The following is a 22,089-nucleotide window of genomic DNA, read 5'->3' as shown; positions in this document are numbered from 1 at the left end:
ATTAGTAATGGCGATACGAAAGTATCTTTAGGTAAAGATAAGCAAGGAAATCCAGTTGTAAATATGAATGGCGCCAGAATTACCAACGTTGGAGATGGTAGTGCTGAGGGCGATATTGTGAATGTTCGTCAGCTCAACAAAGTGGTTTCTTCTGTGAATACAGGATTTAATCAATTATCAAGAGATATTGGTCGTGTTGATGTTAATGCAAGAGCGGGTATTGCTTCTGCTGTAGCGATGGCTAATTTGCCACAAATTTCTTTACCAGGTAAAAGTGCTATTTCTGTTTCTAATGCACAATATCGTGGACAAGCAGCTTATGCAATTGGCTACTCAAGAATTTCTGATAATGGCAAATGGCTTATTCGAGCGTCTGTTAGCAGTAATACTCAGCGGGATACTATGATTGGAGGAGGGGTAAGTTTTGTGTGGTAATCTAGCACCTATAAATTAGAATTTCATGCTCAATGCCATTGTTATTTTAACAATGGCATTGTTTGCAATGCCTTATATATGGCAGCACTATCGGCAATTCGCTTTGAACCTGTTTTTAAAGCCTTTTACACCCGATTGGTTGCAAAAGGCAAAGCGAAGAAAGTCGCTATTATGGCGTGTATGCGTAAACTGCTCACCATTATGAATTGACTTTTATGCAACTGCTGCATTATACCGATTAAATCTCCGTCTTCTCTTTATACTCACACAAATCTTCAATAATACAAGAGCCACAGCGAGGCTTGCGAGCAATACAAGTATAGCGACCGTGTAAAATCAACCAATGATGAACATCAACCTTAAATTCATCAGGCACGACTTTCAACAATTTTTCTTCCACCTTAACCACATCTTTCCCTGGGGCAAAATTAGTACGGTTAGAAACACGGAATATATGCGTATCAACGGCAATAGTCGGCTGACCGAATGCGGTATTTAGCACCACATTTGCCGTTTTACGTCCTACACCTGCAAGGGCTTCTAATTCTTCACGGGTTTGAGGTACTTCGCCATTATGTTTTTCAATTAAATCACGGCAAGTTTTAATAATGTTTTCCGCCTTGCTGTTATAAAGCCCAATGGTTTTAATATACTCTTTTAGCCCATCAAGCCCTAAATCTAAAATCGCTTGGGGCGTATTTGCCACAGGATAAAGTTTTGCCGTGGCTTTATTGACCCCCACATCCGTTGCTTGAGCAGATAAAATCACCGCAATCAATAATTCAAAAGGGTTGGAATAATTGAGTTCTGTGGTTGGGTGAGGGTTCTCATTGCGTAAACGGGTTAAAATTTCAATACGTTTTTCTTTGTTCATTCATTATCCTATAAAAGCAAAATAGCTCTGATCCCACAACATTTTTACCACCATAATAAACGACATCATAACAATCAACGGGCTAATAATCTGTTTTCCTTTGGTGACAACCATTCTCGCCCCCAATGAAGCCCCGATAAATTGTCCAATCATCATTAGAAAACCGATTTTCCATAAAATCGCACCGCCAATGATGAAGAAAATCAGCGAAGCAAGGTTAGAGGTAAAATTTAACACTTTGGCGTGAGCAACGCTTTGGGTCAGGTTAAAACCAAGTAATAACACAAAAGCGAGCGTAAAGAAAGAGCCTGTAGCAGGCCCGAATAGCCCATCATAAAAGCCTATTCCCATTGCCGCCGTGCAAGCGAACATCGGAAAGCTCATTCTTTGGCGACGTTGTTCATCGCCTAGGCTTGGACTAAAGAGAAAATAACAGCCAATAATTAAGATCAGAAAGGGGAGGGCAACTTTTAATGCATTGACATCTATCATCTGCACTAAAATAGTCCCGATTGAACCGCCGATAAAGGTCAGCAAAATAAGCAACCAAATCTGCTTCAAATCGACCGCTTTTTTACGCACAAAATAGAGCGAAGCGGAAAACGAGCCGCCACAAGCCTGTAATTTATTCGTGCCTAACGCAACCGCAGGGGGAAAACCGACCGCTAATAACGCTGGAATAGTAATCAAACCACCACCGCCAGCAATGGCATCAATAAAACCAGCCACGAAAGCCGCAACAAATAAGATAATCGCAACATCAAGTCCAAGTTCCATATTTCCCCCTACGATCTATTAATTAATAATGCACCACCATTTCATCTCGGTGGAATACTACTGAACCAAACTCATAGCCCAAAATGGTTTCAATCTCGCTAGATTTTTTGCCTTTGATTAATGCTAGAGCATCACTGTTATAACGACTAATGCCAAGGGCAAGCACTTTGCCGTTAAGGTTACAAATTTTTGCCACTTCACCACGCGCAAATTGCCCTTCGATTTTGGCAATACCAGTAGGTAAGAGCGATTTATGCTGTTCTACTAATGCGTTTTCTGCCCCTTGATCGATATAAATTGTGCCAGCAGGCGGCGCACCAAAGAGCCACTGTTTGCGTCCTTCGATTTTGTCGTGTTGAGCTAAGAAGCGTGTGCCAATTTCCGTTCCTTGTGCCACTTCAAAAATCACATTAGGACGTTCGCCAGAAGCAATCGCTGTTTCAACGCCAGAACGGGTGGCAATATCGGCAGCGGTGATTTTGGTACTCATACCGCCTGTGCCTAAGGTTGTACCACTTCCCCCTGCCATTTGGCGAATTTCAGGGGTGATTTTTTCAACAACAGGAATGCGTTTGGCATTTGGGTTTGAACGTGGATCACTGTCGTATAACCCTTCTTGATCGGTGAGCAAAATCAATAACTCTGCTTGAGATAAAATTGCTACGAGTGCCGATAAATTATCGTTATCGCCGATACGAAACTCTGCCGTTGCCACTGCATCATTTTCATTGATAATCGGGATAATTTGTTGATCGAGCAAGGCGGTGAGCGTATCTCTTGCATTTAAAAAGTGATCTTTATTTTCAATATCTGCACGGGTTAAAAGCATTTGCCCGATTTTGATGTTATAAATGGAAAAGAGGCTTTCCCACACTTGAATAAGCTGGCTTTGTCCGACTGCGGCTAGAAGCTGTTTGGTTGCCAACGTTTTTGGCAATTCACGATGCCCTAAGTAATCACGCCCAGCGGCAACCGCCCCAGAGGTTACAATAATAATGCGATGTCCTTGTTCGTGTAGTTGAGCAACTTGTTTTACGATTTCTAGCATATGTGGACGGCTTAGACTTTTAGTGCCGTGGGTTAGGGTGCTAGTGCCTAGTTTTACTACGATTGTTTTTGCCATAATGATGTGTAAAAAAAGAAAAGAAAGTGACCGCTATTATCTGCTAAAATGGGGCTTATTTCAAAATGTAATCGGGAATAGAATGAAAATTAGCGTAATCGTAGCTCGAACTTTAAATAAAGTGATCGGAAAAGACAATGCAATGCCGTGGCATTTGCCTGTGGATTTGGCGTGGTTTAGGGAAAATACTTTGGGTAAACCTGTGATTATGGGGCGAAAAACCTATGAATCTATCGGTAGGCTGTTGCCGAAACGCCCGAATATTATTCTTTCTCGCTCTGGTTTTGCTATTGATGGAGCTTATTCTGCAATAAGCCTTGAACAAGCGGTGGAATTAGCCAAAAATTTTGCTAATAGCGATGAAATAATGATTATCGGCGGTGGTGAGTTATTCAAACAAGCAATGCCTTTTGCCGATAAACTTTATCTTACTGAAATTCAAGCCAATATAGAGGGCGATACTTTTTTTGAGTTTGATGAAACTCAGTGGCAACAGCTTGCAGAGAAGTGGTCTGAAATAGATGAGCAAAATAGTTACCGTTGTCGGTTTATGATTTTGGATAAGTTAAAAAATGATTGATAAGTGATTAAAAAATAATCTCTCTTAATTGTTTGTAAAATAATTGTGATTTTATTTTGAGCAAACGATGAGGATTTATGTGATTAATTTCACAATTTAATAACATTTTGCTTTTTTGTTTACAAATTTTCACTAGAATACGAGCCTCAATATGGACCTTTATGGTGTTTTCTTTTTTGAGGTATTTTATGGCTCTGTTTCTCAGTATTTTTCCTATCGTTTTACTGATTTATTTAATGGTAAAACGCAACGCATTACCTTCCTATGTCGCTTTACCATGGATTGCGGTAGTGGTGTTAATTATCCAGCTAATCTATTTCGGCACCGATATTCAAACGGTCAGTGCGAATATTGCTTCTGCCTTGATTGCGGTACAAACACCGATTACCGTCATTTTCGGTGCAGTGCTTTTCAACCGTTTTTCAGAAGTATCCGGTGCAACCGATGTGTTGCGTAAATGGTTATCGAATATCAACCCAAACCCTGTGGCTCAGTTAATGATCATCGGTTGGGCATTTGCCTTTATGATTGAAGGAGCGAGTGGTTTCGGTACACCTGCGGCGATTGCAGCACCGATTTTAGTCGGTATCGGTTTCCACCCGCTTAAAGTGGCAATGTTGGCATTAGTGATGAACTCCGTACCAGTTTCATTTGGTGCGGTGGGTACGCCGACTTGGTTTGGTATGGGAGCGTTACAATTAGGTGAAGAGCAAATTTTAGAAATCGGTTCTATCACTGCATTTATTCACTCTATTGCCGCATTTATCATTCCAGTAATGGCATTGCGTTTAATCGTGAGCTGGTCTGAAATTCGTAAAAATATCGTGTTTATCTACATCAGTATTTTTGCTTGTGTGATCCCTTATTTCCTAATTGCTCAATTAAACTACGAGTTCCCGTCATTAGTGGGCGGTGCAATCGGTATGGTGATCTCTGTTTTAGTGGCAAACAAAGGTATCGGTTTAGCGAAAGTGGATAATACCGTTGATAGCAATGCCGTAACCACTGCACAAGTAGTGAAAGCTTTATTCCCAACAGGTTTATTAATTGTGATCTTAATTGTAACTCGTATTAAACAGTTACCATTAAAAGCAATGATGAACGATGCAACTTCTTGGTTCAGCGTAAAATTAGGTTCGCTTGGTGTATTCGATATTAGCCACGGGTTAATTTTCAGCTTAAAAGAAATTTTCGGCACAACAATTAGCTCAAACTACAAATTGCTTTATGTGCCAGCATTAATCCCGTTTGTGATTACCGTATTAATTGCAATCCCTGTATTTGCCGTATCAGCGAAAAATACCAAAGAGATCTTCGCAACAAGCTTAAAACAAACGAAAAACCCATTCTTTGCGCTTGTGGGTGCGTTAATAATGGTAAACTTAATGCTTGTAGGCGGTGATGGTTCAATGGTGAAAATCATCGGTCAAAGTTTCGCACAAGCAACAGGGGAATACTGGACTATCTTTGCCTCTTATTTAGGTGCTGTGGGGGCGTTCTTCTCAGGTTCAAATACCGTATCGAACTTAACCTTTGGTAGCGTACAGCTTTCAACAGCAATGGAAACAGGATTATCTGTGAGCCTAATTCTTGCTGCACAATCTGTGGGCGGTGCGATGGGTAATATGGTGTGTATCAACAACATCGTAGCAGTATGTTCGGTATTGAACATCAATAATAAAGAAGGTGAAATTATCAAGCATACGGTTATGCCAATGTTTGTTTACGGAGTAATTACCGCACTTTCAGCACTCTTTATTGTGCCGTTGTTCTACAATGTATAATTATCGGTAAGTTAAATTTATGAAGAAACAAGCGGTGTGTTTTAGCCAATAAAATCCAACCGCTTGTTTTTTAGCTTTTTTACTATTTTTATTTGTTGGAGTTTTTATGAACGTGAATTTTTACGTCACCTGTATTGCCGATATCATCAAAGCAGGCGTTGCCAAAAATAGCGTGCTATTGTTAGAAAAACTGGGTTGTAAAATCACTTTCCTTGAAAAACAAGGATGTTGTGGACAGCCTGCAATTAACAGTGGTTATACAAAACAAGCCCTTGAGGGAATGAAAAAGTTAGTGGAAACTTTTGAAGTCAATGATTATCCAATTGTTGCCCCTGCAGGTTCTTGTGTTTATGCAATTAAAACCTATCCTGACCATTTTGAACGCTTTGGCGAACCAGAATGGGCGGCTCGTGCGAAAAAAGTCGCTGACCGTTTTTATGATTTAACGGATTTTATCGTCAATAAACTGGGTGTTACCAATGTTGGTGCAACCTTAACGGGCAAAGCTGTTTATCACCCATCTTGCAGTCTATCTCGTAAATTAGGCATTGTGAATGAACCAATCACCTTATTACAAAACGTCAAAGGCTTAGAGCTGTTACCAATTCAAAATCAACAAACCTGTTGCGGTTTCGGCGGCACTTTCTCGGTCAAAATGGCGGAAATTTCAGGCGAAATGGTTAAAGAAAAAGTAGAGCATATTGCCGATGTTGAGCCAGAGTATTTGATCGGGGCAGATGTGAGCTGTTTAATGAACATCGGCGGACGTTTAAGCCGTGAAGGGAAAAATATTAAGGTAATGCACATTGCCGAAGTATTAATGCAGGAGGGCAAATAAGATGTCATTAAAAACTAGCAATATTGCCTTTAAAAAACGAGTGGACGATCAAATCCACAACGCAATGATGCGTAAAGCGGTAGTGAAAGCCCAAGAAACTATCGGGGCGAACCGTCAAAGAATGGTGGACGAACTTGGTCACTGGGAAGAGTGGCGTGATGCGGCAAAACAGATCCGTAACCACGTTCTTGCCAATTTAGATGCTTATCTCTACCAATTAAGCGAAAAAGTGCAACAAAACGGCGGTAAAGTCTTTTTTGCAGAAACTGCCGAAGAAGCGACCGCTTATATCCGTCAAATCGCCTTAGAAAAAAATGCTAAGAAGATTGTTAAATCCAAATCAATGGTGACGGAAGAGATCGGATTAAACGATGTCCTTGAAAACGAGGGCATTAAAGTGGTTGAAACGGACTTAGGCGAATATTTACTGCAAATCGTTGGCGATAAGCCATCTCACATCGTTGTACCTGCAATTCACAAAGATCGCTATAAAATCCGTCAAGAGTTACACGAACAACTCGGCTATAACGGCTCAGAAACGCCAGAAGAAATGACCGCCTTTGTGCGTCAAGTGATCCGCAAAGATTTCCTTGAGGCAGACATCGGCATTAGCGGTTGTAACTTTGCCGTAGCGGAAACAGGCTCTGTCTGTTTAGTCACTAACGAAGGTAACTTGCGTTTAGCAACAACGGTGCCGAAAACCCATATCGCCGTAATGGGTATGGAACGTTTAGCCCCAACCTTCCAAGAAGTTGATGTGTTAATCACAATGCTAGCGAGAAGTGCGGTTGGTGCAAAACTCACTGCCTATAACACTTGGCTAACAGGACCACGTCTTGAAGGCGAAACGGACGGACCGGAAGAGTTCCACTTAGTTATCGTGGATAACGGACGTTCAAAAATCCTTGAAAGCGAATTTAAAGAAGTTTTACGTTGTATCCGTTGCGGTGCGTGTTTGAGCACTTGTCCTGCGTATCGTCAAATCGGCGGACACGGCTACGGCTCGATCTATCCAGGACCAATCGGATCGGTGATCTCGCCATTACTCGGTGGCTATGAAGAATTTAAAGAACTGCCTTATGCTTGTTCGCTTTGTACCGCTTGTAACTCCGTTTGCCCAGTGAAAATTCCACTGGCACAACTGATCTTAAAACACCGTGAACATATCGCTCAAAATGGTATGACTCCAGCAGCAGAGCGTTTATCGATTTTCGGTTTCAACTTTGCTAACTCGCATCCAACTTTATGGAAAGTCGGGGTGAATATCGGGGCAAAAGTGGCAGGTAAATTCATCAAAAACGGCAAAGCACCAATTCAAGTAGGCGCACTTGCAGAATGGACAAAAGCCCGTGATTTACCGTCAGCTGAAGGCGAAAGTTTCCGTGAATGGTTCAACAATAGAGGATAAGAGAATGGATTTACAAAACCGTGAAAATTTTCTAAATAAACTGGCGGAAAGAATGGGCAGACCACGTCAGCTCGTGCCTGAACCAATGCCGAAATTAGTCAATGATTATCCAACGACACGCTTAACAGATCGCACTCAAGCTCAATTAGTCGAGGAATTTGTTAGCTTTGCTAAAGTGATGATGACTGATGTAGCGGTGGTGAAAGAAGAAAATCTGATCGCAGAAGTGACCGCACTTTGTGATAAATATGGCGGTGGCTCGGTGATTATTAATAACGACAGCCGTTTAGTTGATTTAGGCATTACGCCAGCATTGCAAGCTAAATACGACAGCTATGTTTGGGATCACAATGCAGATGGTAGTGTGAATATCGACAAAGCGGAAAAAGCCAATATCGGCGTGGTTTACGGCGAATACGGCTTAACGGAATCTGGCGGTATTGTACTGTTTTCAGATAAAGAATTTGGACGTTCAGTCAGCCTGTTACCTGAAAAATCCATTGTCGTCTTGCGTGCCAGCACCGTGTTACCCCGTGTGGCACAGTTAGCTAAAATCCTACACGACAAGGCCCAACAAGGCGAAAGAATGCCATCTTGCGTAAACATTATTTCAGGGCCAAGTGCTACGGCAGATATTGAGTTAATCAAAGTTGTCGGCGTACACGGACCTGTGAATAAGGTTTATGTGGTCATTGATGATCTATAAATAAATTGTTACTGCGAATGGAATGGTTCAATCAAATGTGATTGAGCCATTTTTTATTCTAGATAAAGCGTGATAAAATCCGCATCATTTCTATCTTGAATTATCTATAAAATGGCTAAACAAAATCTCTTAACGGCACAAGGTGAGCGAGTGGCGATTGTTGCTGGATTACGCACACCTTTTGTTCATCGTGATACAGGATTTAAATCTTCCTATGCAACAGATTTAGGTACAATGGTAACAAACGAGCTACTTAGTCGTGCTGCCGTTGGTCATCAACATATTGAACAGCTTGTTTTCGGGCAAGTTATTCAACAGCCTGATATTCCTAACCCTTCTCGTGAAATTGCGTTGGCGTTAAATATGCCTTATGTGCAGGCTTATACTTTGAGTAGCTCTTGTTTGTCTGGGTTACAGGCGTTAGTAAATGTGGCTGGAAGTATTATTAGCGGTTCGATTTCTGCAGGGATTGCAGGGGGAGCGGATTCGATTTCTAATGCGCCTTTTAGTATCAGTCCTCGTGTTATTCACAAGCTCAAGGCGATTTTTAATGCACCAACCTTAGATGATAAGTATCGTTTGTTCCGTGAATTTTCGTGGAAAGAGCTTAAACCTCACGGAGTTAATCTCAAAGATTATATGACCCAAATGTCTGTAGCGGAAATTTCTGAGCAGATGGCACAGCAATTCCACATTAGCCGTGAAGCTCAGGACGAATATGCGTTAAATTCTCACATTAAAGCACAAAATGCGTGGAAATTAGGGTTGTTAAAAGATGAAGTGATGCCTTCATTCCCTCGTCCTTATACTGATTTTGTGGTGTCTGATAGTTTGATTTCTTCGGCCTCTAAAGCGGCTTACTATGAAAAATTTTCGCCGTTAATGAATAAGAGCTATGCAACAGTCACAGAAGCAAATATGCCACGACCTGTAGATGGAGCGGCGGCGGTGTTACTGATGAGAGAGCAAAAAGCGAAAGAATTAGGCTTAGACCCATTAGGTTATATTCGTAGCTACGCCATTACAGGCAATGATATTTGGCAAAATATGTTTATGGGGGCAACGGTGGCAAGCTATCTTGCCCTTGAGCGTGCAAATGTGACCTTGTCTGATTTGGATTTTATTGATATTCACGAAACCTCTGCCAGCCAGATGCTGGTGAATATGAAGCTGTTTACTTCAGATGATTTTGCTAAAAAACAGCTTAATCGTTCCGCTTGTATTGGGGAAATTGATCCTGAGAAGTTGAACCATTTGGGCGGTTCTATTGCTTTTGGTAATCCTCGTGCGGCGACCAGTTTACGCATTTTAATTCAATCGTTGAAAGCGTTGAAACGTAAGGGAGGTGGATTGTCGTTGATTGCCTCAAGTGGATTAGGTGGATTAGGTTCTGCAATGATTTTGGAAAGCGAGTAACAGTATGACAACACAAGCACAATATATCTCACCTTTTCACGTTGAGATTGATGATAATCGAATTGCCATTGTTCGTATTGATGTAAAAGGTAAATCGCAAAACTGGTTGCCTGAGCCGTTTATCGAAGATTTACGCGATGTGATGGGTTCTGTGATTTATCAACAGGCTCGAGGCGTGATTTTTGTTTCGGGTAAAACGAAAGGTTTTATTCAGGGGTATGATCCTGATTATTTGTGTGGTAAAAATGATGAGCAGTTGAAAACCTTATCTCATAATGCTCAGTTAGTAATGCGTGAAATTAATACGCTCAAAATGCCTGTGGTTGCAGTGATTGATGGTGGCTGTTATGGCGTGGGGCTAGAGCTGGCGTTGGCGTGTGATTATCGTATTGCCAGCGAGGAAAGTTATACCAAATTTGCAATGCCACAAATTCGTTCGAGGATTTTGCCTTTTGCTGGGGGGACACAGCGTTTGCCTCGTTTAGTCGGCTTGCAAAATGCAGTCACAATGCTTTTATCTGGGCAGAAAATTGGGGTGGAAAAAGCGTTAAAAATTGGTTTGGTGGATAAACTTATTCCTGCTAGCAATCTATTTGAAACGGCATATCAGTTGTTGCTTAATCATAAAGTGCAAAAAATTGACCATAAAAATCCGCTTGATAAGGTTAAAAAATGGCGTAAACAGCTTGAGGGCAATAAGTTTATCCGTGAAAAATACTTGGCTCATATTGAAAATCGAGTGTGGGATAAGGCTTTTGGCAACTATCCTGCAGTTGAGGAAATGTTGGCATTGTTAAAAGAGCCACATTTTAAAGCTGGGTTAGCTTTAGAGCAAAATGCGTTGGTGAAGTTAATGCACACGGAGCAAGCTCAGGTATTAATGAATTTGAAGCAGACTGAACGAGCAATGAAAGAGCAATATCAGCACTTGGCTCAGGTGCGAGATGTGCAACAAGTAACGGTGTTGGGCAGTGGCTATATGGGGGCAGGTATTGCTTACTTGACGGCAAATAATGCTCAAATTCCTGTCAGAATTAAGGATATTCACCCGTCAGAAATTCAAAAAGCGTTGCAGACTTGTTATGGCTTAATGCAAAAAGCAGTGAGTAAGAAACAGCTTAGTCACGGTGAAATGATCCAACGAATGAATTTAATTACGGGCGGTGAACGCTTAGTTGCGGCGAAATCGACAGATTTTATCGTTGAAGCGGTTTATGAGAAATTAGAACTCAAACAGCAAATGGTGCAAGAGAGCGAAAATTATTACGATGAAAATGCGATTTTTGCCACAAATACCTCAACCTTTGCAATCCGTGACATTGCTTTTGTCGCCAAACGCCCTGAAAATGTAATCGGTTTGCACTATTTTAGCCCTGTGACTAAACGTCTGATGGTGGAGATTATTCCGCACGAAAAAACTTGTCAGCGAGCGGTTTCAACGGCAATTCATTTTGCGATCCAGCAAGGAAAAATTCCGATGCTTGTCGCAGATAAAGAAGGGTTCTTTATTAACCGTATTCTTACGCCATTCTTGCTTGAAGCCATTGAGTGTTTATCCGAAGGGGAAGGGATCGAATTTATCGATCGTGCCTTACAGGAATTTGGCTTTAAGATCGGACCGCTTGCAATGATCGATGAAATTGGCTTGGATATTATTGTTAAATCTAATCCTGCAATGGTGAGCGAATTGGGTAAACGTTTCGCTTTACCGACGGTTATTGAGCGTTTGACGGGAGATGATCGTAAAGGACGTAAAAATAAACGAGGCTTCTATCTCTACGACACAAGAGGGGCACGCACTCAAGAGGATAAAAGCATTTATCACACGATGGAAACTATTATGCGAAACGATATGGAAGCTGAAGACATTGCCCGTCGTTGTGTATTGAGAATGTTAAATGAAGCCTGTTGGTGTTTACGAGATCAAGTTATTCGTTCAACTGATGAAGGTAACGTTGCTTCTGTATTTGGGGTGGATTTCCCTGATTTCCGAGGCGGTGTGTATGCCTATATTAACAAGATTGGGGCAAAAGAGCTTGTTCGCCAGTTACGCAAGCATACGCAACAATATGGCGAGCGTTTTACGCCTTGTGAGTGGTTAGTAGAAAGAGCGGAAAAGGCATAACCAAAGGCTTTCTATCACTTTACTTGAGAGATAATAAAGAGGAACAACGATGAAATTAACTAAAATTACCCTTGCCCTTGCTGGCATTCTTGGCGTTGCTGTCGTTGGGGGCAGTTGGTACACTGGACTACAAGCAGAACAACACTATCAACAATTGGTGCAACAAGGTAATCAAAGCCTTAAATCATTGAAGATCTATGGCATAGATGCAGAAATTAAAGATGTTAAATTTGAACGCCATTTTTTCAGTTCTGATGTGAAATATATCTTAGAGGTAGGAACGGTTGATGAGCGTTATCAGCTACAAGGCAATGATAAACTCTTTCACGGCCCACTACCGTTAAATCGCCTTAGCCAAGTAAACTTAATGCCTGCAATGATGAGCGTTGAGAGCAAACTTCATTTACCTGAAAAATTCAATCTACAGACCCCATTTACCGAAGGGCAAACGGATATTAGCTATGCAGGTAATTTAAGCGGTGAGTTTAGCCTCAATCCTTTCAAAGGCGAAACTTGGGAGCTGGCAAAGACCCAGATTGAGTTCGAGTACAATCCAGCACAAAAATCAGGAAAATTCAGTAGCCAAATTCCGTCCTATCAATATCAAGATCAAGCAAATACTAGGATAGAAATCCAAGATACCCTTTACAAAGCTGATTTTACCTCAAATGAAAAATACCCTGAGCTTAGTTTAGGCAATTATGAGTTCATTTCTAAAATGGTTCGTTACTCGTTTGATGGAAAAGCACCTTTTGCTTTCACAAATCTTTCCAGTCAGGGTAAAAATACTTTAGAAAAGGATCGCTGGACTTCAACGGGGAGCCTTACTGGAGAGTTGATAGCTCAAAATAAACTTAACTTAGGTAAGCTCAACGTTGATAGTTCGATGGAGCTTGACGCAGAGAGTGCTAATGAATTAATGCATTATGCTTCTTCCCTAGAAAAATTAGAGTCTGCGGAAGCTGGTGATGTGGTACTATCGGCTTTTACTAAATCGCCGAAATTACAAATTAAAGAGCTTAGCTTAGAGAACGAAAAAGGAAAAAATAGTCTGTCTTTGAATTTAAATTTAGATAAATTCGATCCAAGTCAATTCAAAGGAATGGAAGATGTTCTAAAAATATTTAAAGCGTCAGTGTTAGAAACTCAATTCAAGTTACCTTCGTTAGAAGTATTAGTGACACAGCTAAATCAACAGGAAGGCTTACCGAAAGAAGAAGCTGAACAGAAAGCAAAACAAACGATCAGTGAGTTTGCATATCAAGCTCAAGCCAGCTCATTAGCTACTTCGGATAAAGATAGCCTGAAAATGAAATTGTCCATTGATCAGGGAAAAGTCAATTTGAATGGCAGAGATGTTCCTGAAGCTGCAGTGCAAGGGGCATTGTTTATGATAATGCTTGGGTTAAATCATTGATAAGTAAATAGGCATAAGTACTACTCTTATGCCTGTAAACAGGGGTTAATTTTCACGTTTCACAATAAACTCAGCCAAAGCAGCAAGAGCCGTAGTATCAAAAGGCAAGGTTTCTAGTGCTTTTAGGGCTGTCTGGTAGAGGCTCTCAGCTTTTTGTTTCGCCCCCTCTAACCCCAGCAGTTTTGGATAAGTGCTTTTATCCAACGCTTGATCTGAACCTGCGGTTTTACCAATGATTTCACTATGACCAATCACATCAAGAATATCGTCTTGTACTTGGAAAGCCAGCCCGATTGCTTCAGCATATTGTACAAGCTGTTGTTTAATCTGATGATCTTGGGCGTAAGCGGATAGATTAAATCCCATCATTACAGAGGCAAGGATCAACGCCCCAGTTTTATTACGATGAATACGTTCAAGTTCATCAAGGGCAATGGCTTTATGCTCAGATTGTAAATCTAAACTTTGCCCCAAACACATACCTTTTGCCCCAGCGGATTTTGCAAGCCATTGCATTTGTGCCACCTTCTGCTCTGCGGTTAGACTTGGGTCAAATGCCAGTAATTCAAAGGCAAAGCTTTGTAGTGCATCGCCAGCCAAAATAGCTGTTGCTTCATCAAAAGCAATATGGCAAGTTGGCTTGCCTCGACGAAGGGTATCATTATCCATTGCAGGTAAATCATCGTGAACCAATGAATAGGCGTGAATGGCTTCCATTGCCCCTGCTGAATGGTCAAGTTGAGCAAGTGGCACGCCTAGCATTTTCCCTGTAGCATAAATTAAGAAAGGGCGAACTCGTTTGCCACCAAGCAAAACAGCATAAGACATCGCTTCAACAAGCGGTGTGTTGTAGGCTGGATATTGCGAAAGTTGCTCGCTTAAAAAATAGTTGATACGTTGTTGATATTGGCTTAATTCAGCGAAAAGGTCGTAATTCATTATGGATAATCCGTAAGATCTGAATGTTCATCTTTTTGTAGCAAAATTTGGATACGTTGTTCCGCTTTTTGTAAGCGTTCTTGCCCTTGTTGCACCAATTTTACTGCGGTTTCAAACTCATTTAAGGCTTCTTCTAAAGGAAGATCGCCGGTTTCAAGACGATTGACGATTTCCTCAAGCTCTTTGAGTGTGGTTTCAAAATCTAGGGTAGGTTTCTTTGCCATAGTCTATTCCTTTTCAAATAATCCCGATATTTTACTTGAGAACGATATAAAAGTAGATGATTTTCTGCTATTGTTTATCGCCTAAATTTAGAGGGGAACTTATGCAAGTCACACAAATTTGTCTTTATCCGATTAAATCTACTCAGGCGTATCGGGTAGAGCAGGCTTTTGTTTTGCCACAAGGGCTGAATTTTGACCGTGAATTTATGATTACCGAAGTAGATGGAACTTTTATCACGGCTCGCAAAGAACAGATGTTATATCGTTTAGCTGCATTTCCCATTTCAACGGGAATTGTCATTCAATCTGATTGTGGCGAGCGATGTGTGGCACTGTATAACGATTTTACTCAACAGCGATCTAGCGAAGTTTGGGGAAGTCATTTTCCATCTTGGGTGGCGAACAACGCGGTAAATCAATGGTTAAGCCAAAAATTTGGGCGTGAAGTTCAGCTACGTTGGCTAGGCGAACAGTCACAACGAATGGTAAAACATTTTGAACCTCAACCGTTAAGTTTTGCAGACAGTAATCCACTTTTATTGGTGTCTGAACAATCCTTAAAACAACTACAACAATGGTCGCCAGTACCTGTTTCGATGGAACAGTTTCGAGCAAATGTTGTCATAGATGGTATTCAAGCCTTTGAAGAAGAAAGGTGGAAGCAGGTGAAAATTGGCACAGTAGAATTTGAGGTAGCTCAACCTTGCACACGCTGTATTTTAATCACCCGAGATCCACAGACCCTTGAATTGGATCCGAATGCAGAACCTTTTCGGACCTTAAAACAACACCACACCAATGAGAAAGGTAAGCCAATTTTTGGGGTGCATTTAGTGCCACAAACAAGCGGTGTTATTCGAGTTGGGGATTACATTACAATTTCAGAGTAATTTTATGCAAAAAAATACCCGCTTTATTTTGTTTCCGATTTTTTTCTTTATCGGATTAAATTTAATGATTTTCAGCCTGTCACGCCTTGGATTATCTCTGTGGCAAGCAGATCGTGTTTCTGCGGTTGAGGGCTGGTTTCCTCTTTTCCTACAAGGCTTGCGAATGGATATTGTGTCCATTTGTTATCTCTTTGGTGTACCAGCATTATTTACGGTGTTATTGGTGCATAACAATGGGTTAGGCACACTTTGGAAAGGCATTTTACGCGTTTGGCTCACGATAAGCAGTGTGTTTGTTCTCTTTATGGAAGTCGCAACTCCTGCGTTTATTGAAACCTATGATTTCCGCCCAAATCGCCTATTTATTGAGTATCTACTTTATCCAAAAGAAGTATTTACAATGTTAGCCAATGGACATTTGACTGCGGTGATTAGCAGTTTGGTTGCAACCACAGTCGCAGGCATTATTTATTGGAAACTGTCTGGCTGGGCTGTTCAACATCTGCGTTTACCTAGCTGGAAACTGCGTCCTGTAATGGCATTGTTGATTATTGCAGTGGCATTTGCTGGGGCAAGATCATCATTGGGACATCGTGGCATTAATTCTGCAATGGTGGCATTTTCAAGCGATCCACTGGTTAATTCACTGGTTCTCAATTCAGGCTATTCTGTATTATATGCCGTACAACAGCTGAAAGATGAAGAAAAATCTTCAGAGCAATATGGCAAAATGTCTGAACAAGAGATGTTTGAGATTGTAAAAAATAGCCGTAATCGCCCCGCTTCTGATTATATTTCAACGGTTATTCCAACATTAACCAAGAATGTGGCAAGCTATCAAGGTAAGCCTAAAAATATCGTTATTGTGCTAGAAGAAAGCCTTGGCGCTCAGTTTGTCGGCACATTGGGCGGTAAGCCACTCACTCCTGAATTTGATCAACTTGCTAAAGAAGGTTGGTTGTTTGAAAATATTTACGCAACAGGCACACGTTCTGTGCGTGGTATTGAAGCTGTTACTGCAGGTTTTACACCAACCCCAGCTCGTGCAACAGTTAAATTGACCAAAAGCCAAAACGGTTTCTTTACCATTGCTGAATTATTGCGTCGCCAAGGCTACAGCACTTCTTTCATTTATGGCGGTGAAAAACATTTCGATAATATGGCGAGTTATTTTTATGGAAATGGCTTTGAAACCATCATTGATGAGAAAGATTATAAAAATCCGAAATTTGTTTCAACTTGGGGTATGAGTGACGAAGATTTATTTGATAAAGCACACGAAATCTTTACTGAATTAGCAAAAGGCGATAAACCGTTTTTCAGCTTAGTGTTTACTTCGAGTAACCACGATCCATTTGAGTTCCCAGACGGTAAAATTGAGTTGTTTGATAAAGAGAAACAGACTCGTAATAATGCGGCAAAATATGCGGATTATGCGTTAGGGTATTTCTTTAAATTGGCGAAACAATCAAATTATTGGAAAGATACGGTATTCCTTGTTATTGCAGACCACGACTCGCGAGTGGCGGGCGATAGCCTTGTGCCAATCAAACATTTCCATATTCCAGCTTTAATTTTAGGGGAACATATCGAGCCTCGCCGCGATAATCGTTTGGTCAGCCAAATTGATATGCCAACGACATTATTATCTGTTGCAGGCATTAGTGGCGATTATCCGATGATTGGCTTTGACTTAACTCAAAATGTCGATCCAAATCGTGCCTTTATGCAGTATGACCAAACGCAGGCCATGATGAAAGGCAAAGATGTGATTATTCTTAAGCCAAATCAAGCTCCTCAAGGTTATGAATATGATAAAGCGAATGAACGCCTTAACCCAAAAGAACAATCTGAGATGATGAAAAAAGAGGCACTTGCACACGCATTATTAGGTAGTTATTTATATAAGCATCAGTTATATAAATTGCCGAAAGATGTTGAATAGCAAGTAATATTTAATTTTTAGTAAATATAGGTATAAAAATTATGAGTATTCGTATTTTACCCCAAGAAGAAATTCAACAAGCTGCAAGCTCTTTTCACAATCCGCCGTTGTTGTATGCCAATCCTAAAAATTTATATGCTCGCCGAGCTAAACGTTTAAGACAATTGACTGAACATAATCCTTTTGGGGATTATTTGGAATTTGTGGCGAACATTGTCGAGGTTCAGCTTGATTTATTAGAAAATCAGCCTATTGCAAATAGAGTGGGCGAACTTACCGCTTATTTGGAAGCTCATCAGGGAGTGAAGCCTTTGGATGTGAAAACCTTTAAGCGGTCAGATGAGTGGCAGAAATTGCTGTTGGCGTTTATTGATAAGTTTAAGCCTTATGCGTCGGATACTGTGTTGGCAACATTGGAATGGTTAGAGAAAGCCTCAAATTCTGAGCTTGAAATGCTGGCGGATCATTTGTTGAATGAGCGTTATAAAGAGGTGGGCGCAGACAAGGCGGTTTTCTTATGGGCGGCCTTGTCGCTTTATTGGGTGCAATTAACTCAGCAACTTCCTCGCAATACCAAAGCGGAGTACGGTGAAGAACGCCATACTTGCCCTGTGTGTAACTCTGCCCCGATTGCCAGTGTGGTTCATTTTGGGGAAACGCAAGGTTTACGTTATTTGCACTGCTCTCTATGTGAAAGCGAGTGGAATATGGTGCGTGCGAAGTGTAGTAATTGTGAGCAGACAGGCAAGCTCGATTACTGGAGCTTAGACAGTATGGACGCAGCAGTGAAAGCGGAAAGTTGTGGTGATTGTGAGAGTTATCTGAAAGTGATGTATCAAGATAAAGATCCACACGTTGAGCCAATCGCCGATGATTTAGGTACGCTTTTCCTTGATGCTGAAATGGAGCAAAAAGGGCTGGCACGTAGTGCGATTAATCCTTTTTTGTTTCAAGTAGAATAATTTTTATACATATTTATTGACTACATAGCAACTGTGTAAGAATACAGTTGCTATAAGTAGAATCTAGGAAACGTGTTGGGTAGCGTAAATTTCTAAGCGTTTTCGTTTTTAGGGAACATCCCCAAACGCATTTTCATTTTTCGTAATAAACATTGCATCGCCGTAGCTAAAGAAACGGTATTGACTTTCAACGGCGTGTTGATAAGCGTTCATACAGTTTTTGAAGCCCGCAAAAGCAGAAACCAGCATAATGAGGGTGGATTCTGGCAAGTGGAAGTTAGTGACTAGGGCATCAACGATACGGAAGGTTTTTCCAGGGTATAGAAAAATTGTTGTGTCTGAATAGAATGGGGCGATTAATTTGCCTTCTTTTTCTGCCGCTTGTGCTGCACTTTCGATAGAGCGAACAGAGGTTGTGCCAACGCAGATCACTCGTTTGCCTTGTGCTTTGGTGGCAAGAATTTTATCGACCACTTCCTGCGATACTTCGGCATATTCTGCGTGCATTTTATGTTCTTCAATGGTTTCTACTCGCACTGGTTGGAATGTGCCAGCCCCGACGTGTAAGGTAACAAAGGCGGTTTGTACTCCTTTTTCTTGCAGTTTTTGTAGCGTTTGATGGTCAAAGTGCAAGCCCGCCGTTGGGGCTGCTACTGCACCTAACACTTTGCTATACACCGTTTGGTAACGCTCTTGGTCGGCATCTTCATCTGGACGGTCGATATAAGGCGGTAGTGGTATATGTCCTGCCTGTTGTAGCAGATCGAATAAAGGCTGTGCTTCTTCAAATTTCAGCTCAAATAACGCATCGTGACGAGCCACCATTATCGCTTTAAAGCCATTTCCTTCTCCTAATTTATCTTCCCCTAGAAAGATTTCAGCATTCTCTTTCGGGGCTTTTGACGAACGGATATGAGCTAAACAGCGATGTTCGTCTAATACACGTTCCACCAACACTTCTAACTTACCGCCACTGGCTTTGCGTCCATAAAGGCGAGCTGGGATAACACGGGTGTTATTAAAAATCAGTAAGTCACCGCTATGGATATGTTCAAGTAAATCATTGAATTGTTGATCTTGATATTCGCCTGTATTACCGTTGAGATAAAGTAAACGGCTTGCACTTCGTTCAGCCGTTGGATAGCGAGCGATAAGTTCATCAGGTAGGTCAAAATGGAAATCGGTTACACGCACAACAGTTCCTTAAAAAATAGTAGGGACGCCACGCTTGGCGTCCATAAGTATAATGAGATAAATAAAACCGTGAATTTATAGTGAAATTCAACCGCTTGCAAGCCTAAGATTGCGATTCTTCTACATTAGGCAAGGCATTGATCACCGCTTTGACTAAAGTTGCCAATGGAATGGCAAAAAATACCCCCCAGAAGCCCCAAAGACCGCCGAAAATAATTACGGCAACGATGATCGTTAATGGGTGTAAATTTACTGCTTCTGAGAATAAAAATGGCACAACAAGGTTACCATCTAAAAGTTGGCTAATCACAAAAGCAAGTAGCAAGTAGTAGAAATCAGGGGATAAGCCAAATTGAAAGAGTGCAACTAACGCAACAGGAATTGTCACTAATACCGCACCAATATAAGGCACTAATACCGATAAACCGACCGCTACTGAGAGTAACAATGGATAGCGTAAATCAAAGAAAAGGAAAATAATATAAGTTACAACGCCAACAATGAGAATTTCTAAAAATTTCCCACGAATATAGTTGGCGATTTGTAATTGCATTTCCCCCCAAACACGAGTAGCAAGGTGGCGGTTTTTAGGCATAAAACGTAGTGCAGAACGCATAAACAACGTTTTATCTTTGAGTAAGAAAAAGACCATTAATGGTACTAAAAACGCATAAATACCTAATCCGACAAGGCTAACAAGAGAGTTGAATGAAAACGACAATAAAGAGTCGCCAAAGGTAAGAATTTTAGTTTTTGCCGTTGCCATTAGGGAGTCGAGCATTGCATAGTCAATCAATTCTGGATAGTGTTCTGGCAGTGCTTCAAGCCATGCATTCAGTAAATTAAACATGCTAGGAAGATCTTTCAGAAAGGTCATGGCTTGATTCCAAAGGCTTGGAAGCATAACGACAAATAAAAAGACAGAAATAGAGATAAAACCACCTAAAACAAGGATTAGGCTTAACATTCTTGGAAATTTTAATTTAGTCGTTAAAAAGCGGATAGGCCACTCTAAAAGATAAGCAAAAACAATGGCAATCAAAAGTGGCATTAAGAGATCACTAAAAAAGTAGATCGTTCCAAAGCCAATAATTAAGATGGCAAGAAGTGCGACAATTTGTGGATCAGTAAATTTCTGTTTATACCAATCCTTGAACATTTCAAACATAATCTATCCTGTCGTGTTTTGCGTTTATTTATTGTTATGATGATAAAAAAAGGGGGCGTTTAATGTACCTACTATGGATCACTGACAAATATCAATTAACAAGATAATGTTGTTTTGTTGTGGTAGGGACACACTGCATGTGTCCGTTTTTAAGGTAAAGATAAAATATCTCGTACCCTTACCACAATGGACACGCTCAGCGTGTCCCTACATTTACTTCTTTTTCGTTATTTACATTATTTTTGACTACAAACCGAAATAAAGCCCAGTTGATTTTCAGGGTCATTAAAGGTCTGGAACATTTTCTTGAAAGTATCACGGTTTTCCGGTTTTAACGCATTACCCACCACTTTCATTGCCCCTAAAACCCCTTCATCTTGAATTAACCCTTTTGGTGATAACAAGCTCATCTCACCGCTAAAGGTTTCAACATTGCGGAAACCACAATGAAGGAAGGTCTCTTTCCAATCCTGCTTATTTAATGGTGCTACGGTGATATTAATCGCATCACGCAATTTAGCGATCACCTCTTCTCTGTTATCGCCATTGAGCAGTAAATCGTGGGTAAGTAATAAACCGTTTGGCTTTAATACTCGCAGATATTCACGAATTGCCTTTTCTTTGGCTTCTTGTGGTAGCATTGTCAGCATTGCTTCGTTGATAATAATGTCGAAACTATTATCTTCAAATGGCAGTTTGGTTGCATTGGCACGCTGAACTTGCACTAATTCTTCAACTTTATGCTCTTTAATGTTTTGTTGTGCTTTCTCTAGAGCTTCTTCATCAAGATCGATACCGATCACTTGGCAACCAAATTGTTGCGCAATTTCGATTGCGGTCGTTCCCATATTACAAGCAACTTCAAGCACTTTTTTATCTTTCCGAAAATCGCCATTTGCAATGAGCCAGTCCGTTGCCACTTTGCCACCTGGGCGTAAACGTGTTTTACCCAAACGAGCTAAGAAATGGTGTCCAACTTCTTCTTTTTTCATATTCACCTCTTTGGATTTTGTAAAATTCTTCTTAATTCAGACCGCTTGCATTGAAAAGAAGTTCAATTTAGGCGGAATAACAAACATTCAATAGCAGTTATACACAGTAAGAACGTAGGGACGCCACGCTTGGCGTCCATTTAGATATTTTATGAAATCCTAGAAAACAGACGCCAAGCGTGGCGTCCCTACAATATTGTTTATTAAAAAAACTGTGCATTACTACCTTAAGGAATAACGCCGTAGATTATACCGTTTTTTTATCTGTGCATATATACAATTAAACAGAAAT

General features: G+C 40.8%; 20 protein-coding genes and 1 pseudogene. 13 read left to right on the top strand and 8 right to left on the bottom strand.

What is annotated here, in order from left to right; translation table 11 throughout:
• Both B0183_RS07115 and B0183_RS11950 read left to right on the top strand, forming a co-directional pair.
• On the top strand, positions 1–435 hold a 435-nt coding region (locus B0183_RS07115), incomplete at its 5' end, for a YadA family autotransporter adhesin (protein ID WP_207552016.1).
• A 60-nt stretch (positions 436–495) separates the two neighbouring features.
• Positions 496–645: pseudogene (locus B0183_RS11950) on the top strand (IS110 family transposase); the annotation flags it as partial.
• Positions 646–673: 28 nt separating this feature from the next.
• On the opposite strand, the gene nth reads toward B0183_RS11950, so the two are convergent.
• The 3 genes from nth to proB are packed head-to-tail and all read right to left on the bottom strand — an operon-like array spanning position 674 to position 3,209.
• On the bottom strand, positions 674–1,309 hold the full coding sequence (gene nth / locus B0183_RS07110) for an endonuclease III (protein WP_005712327.1): 636 nt from the start codon (positions 1,307–1,309) through the stop codon (positions 674–676).
• Positions 1,310–1,312: 3 nt separating this feature from the next.
• A complete protein-coding gene (locus B0183_RS07105; protein WP_078208570.1) occupies positions 1,313–2,086 on the bottom strand; it encodes a TSUP family transporter in 774 nt (257 codons plus the stop codon).
• Between the two features lie 22 nt (positions 2,087–2,108).
• Positions 2,109–3,209 (bottom strand): glutamate 5-kinase, encoded by a 1,101-nt coding sequence (proB, locus tag B0183_RS07100; protein ID WP_012621865.1) that lies wholly within the window; start codon positions 3,207–3,209, stop codon positions 2,109–2,111.
• Positions 3,210–3,291: 82 nt separating this feature from the next.
• Between proB and folA the strand changes: the two genes are divergently transcribed.
• The 8 genes from folA to B0183_RS07060 all read left to right on the top strand — a co-directional run bounded on the left by folA (position 3,292) and on the right by B0183_RS07060 (position 13,483).
• The gene (gene folA, locus B0183_RS07095) at positions 3,292–3,789 is read left to right on the top strand and encodes a type 3 dihydrofolate reductase (RefSeq protein WP_078208571.1); all 498 of its coding nucleotides are present in this window, start codon (positions 3,292–3,294) and stop codon (positions 3,787–3,789) included.
• A 188-nt stretch (positions 3,790–3,977) separates the two neighbouring features.
• Positions 3,978–5,573: a lactate permease LctP family transporter gene (locus B0183_RS07090; RefSeq protein ID WP_042906697.1), complete on the top strand. Its 1,596-nt coding sequence runs from the start codon at positions 3,978–3,980 to the stop codon at positions 5,571–5,573.
• Between the two features lie 106 nt (positions 5,574–5,679).
• Positions 5,680–6,411: a (Fe-S)-binding protein gene (locus B0183_RS07085; protein ID WP_042906695.1), complete on the top strand. Its 732-nt coding sequence runs from the start codon at positions 5,680–5,682 to the stop codon at positions 6,409–6,411.
• A gap of 1 nt (position 6,412) precedes the next feature.
• The gene (locus tag B0183_RS07080) at positions 6,413–7,819 is read left to right on the top strand and encodes a LutB/LldF family L-lactate oxidation iron-sulfur protein (protein ID WP_078208569.1); all 1,407 of its coding nucleotides are present in this window, start codon (positions 6,413–6,415) and stop codon (positions 7,817–7,819) included.
• Positions 7,820–7,823: 4 nt separating this feature from the next.
• Positions 7,824–8,525, top strand: coding sequence for a LutC/YkgG family protein (locus B0183_RS07075; RefSeq protein WP_005712337.1), 702 nt, complete (start codon positions 7,824–7,826; stop codon positions 8,523–8,525).
• A 111-nt stretch (positions 8,526–8,636) separates the two neighbouring features.
• Positions 8,637–9,941 (top strand): acetyl-CoA C-acyltransferase, encoded by a 1,305-nt coding sequence (locus tag B0183_RS07070; RefSeq protein WP_021110955.1) that lies wholly within the window; start codon positions 8,637–8,639, stop codon positions 9,939–9,941.
• 4 nt (positions 9,942–9,945) lie between these two features.
• Positions 9,946–12,066 (top strand): 3-hydroxyacyl-CoA dehydrogenase NAD-binding domain-containing protein, encoded by a 2,121-nt coding sequence (locus B0183_RS07065; RefSeq protein ID WP_078208568.1) that lies wholly within the window; start codon positions 9,946–9,948, stop codon positions 12,064–12,066.
• A gap of 49 nt (positions 12,067–12,115) precedes the next feature.
• Positions 12,116–13,483 (top strand): YdgA family protein, encoded by a 1,368-nt coding sequence (locus B0183_RS07060; RefSeq protein WP_021110953.1) that lies wholly within the window; start codon positions 12,116–12,118, stop codon positions 13,481–13,483.
• Positions 13,484–13,528: 45 nt separating this feature from the next.
• Here B0183_RS07060 and ispA read toward each other — a convergent pair whose 3' ends face one another.
• Positions 13,529–14,422, bottom strand: a complete 894-nt coding sequence (gene ispA / locus B0183_RS07055; RefSeq protein ID WP_078208567.1) for a (2E,6E)-farnesyl diphosphate synthase — start codon at positions 14,420–14,422, stop codon at positions 13,529–13,531.
• Positions 14,422–14,646, bottom strand: a complete 225-nt coding sequence (xseB, locus tag B0183_RS07050) for an exodeoxyribonuclease VII small subunit (RefSeq protein WP_021110951.1) — start codon at positions 14,644–14,646, stop codon at positions 14,422–14,424. Before xseB ends, ispA begins: the two co-directional genes overlap by 1 nt.
• A 101-nt stretch (positions 14,647–14,747) precedes the next feature.
• Between xseB and B0183_RS07045 the strand changes: the two genes are divergently transcribed.
• The 3 genes from B0183_RS07045 to fdhE are packed head-to-tail and all read left to right on the top strand — an operon-like array spanning position 14,748 to position 18,443.
• On the top strand, positions 14,748–15,536 hold the full coding sequence (locus tag B0183_RS07045; protein WP_078208566.1) for an MOSC domain-containing protein: 789 nt from the start codon (positions 14,748–14,750) through the stop codon (positions 15,534–15,536).
• A gap of 4 nt (positions 15,537–15,540) precedes the next feature.
• A complete protein-coding gene (locus tag B0183_RS07040) occupies positions 15,541–17,481 on the top strand; it encodes an LTA synthase family protein (protein WP_078208565.1) in 1,941 nt (646 codons plus the stop codon).
• A gap of 41 nt (positions 17,482–17,522) precedes the next feature.
• A complete protein-coding gene (fdhE, locus tag B0183_RS07035) occupies positions 17,523–18,443 on the top strand; it encodes a formate dehydrogenase accessory protein FdhE (RefSeq protein WP_021110948.1) in 921 nt (306 codons plus the stop codon).
• 108 nt (positions 18,444–18,551) lie between these two features.
• Here fdhE and queA read toward each other — a convergent pair whose 3' ends face one another.
• The 3 genes from queA to B0183_RS07020 all read right to left on the bottom strand — a co-directional run bounded on the left by queA (position 18,552) and on the right by B0183_RS07020 (position 21,797).
• Positions 18,552–19,637 (bottom strand): tRNA preQ1(34) S-adenosylmethionine ribosyltransferase-isomerase QueA, encoded by a 1,086-nt coding sequence (gene queA, locus B0183_RS07030; protein ID WP_078208564.1) that lies wholly within the window; start codon positions 19,635–19,637, stop codon positions 18,552–18,554.
• Between the two features lie 103 nt (positions 19,638–19,740).
• A complete protein-coding gene (locus B0183_RS07025) occupies positions 19,741–20,805 on the bottom strand; it encodes an AI-2E family transporter (RefSeq protein ID WP_021110946.1) in 1,065 nt (354 codons plus the stop codon).
• A gap of 236 nt (positions 20,806–21,041) precedes the next feature.
• Positions 21,042–21,797: a class I SAM-dependent methyltransferase gene (locus tag B0183_RS07020; RefSeq protein ID WP_021112404.1), complete on the bottom strand. Its 756-nt coding sequence runs from the start codon at positions 21,795–21,797 to the stop codon at positions 21,042–21,044.
• Positions 21,798–22,089: the final 292 nt, after the last annotated feature.

The organism is Glaesserella parasuis (assembly GCF_002015085.1).
In the GTDB taxonomy this organism is placed as follows: Bacteria; Pseudomonadota; Gammaproteobacteria; order Enterobacterales; family Pasteurellaceae; genus Glaesserella; species Glaesserella parasuis.
The sequence above is the reverse complement of the archived record's forward strand: the minus strand, read 5'-3'. Positions and strand labels throughout refer to the sequence as shown.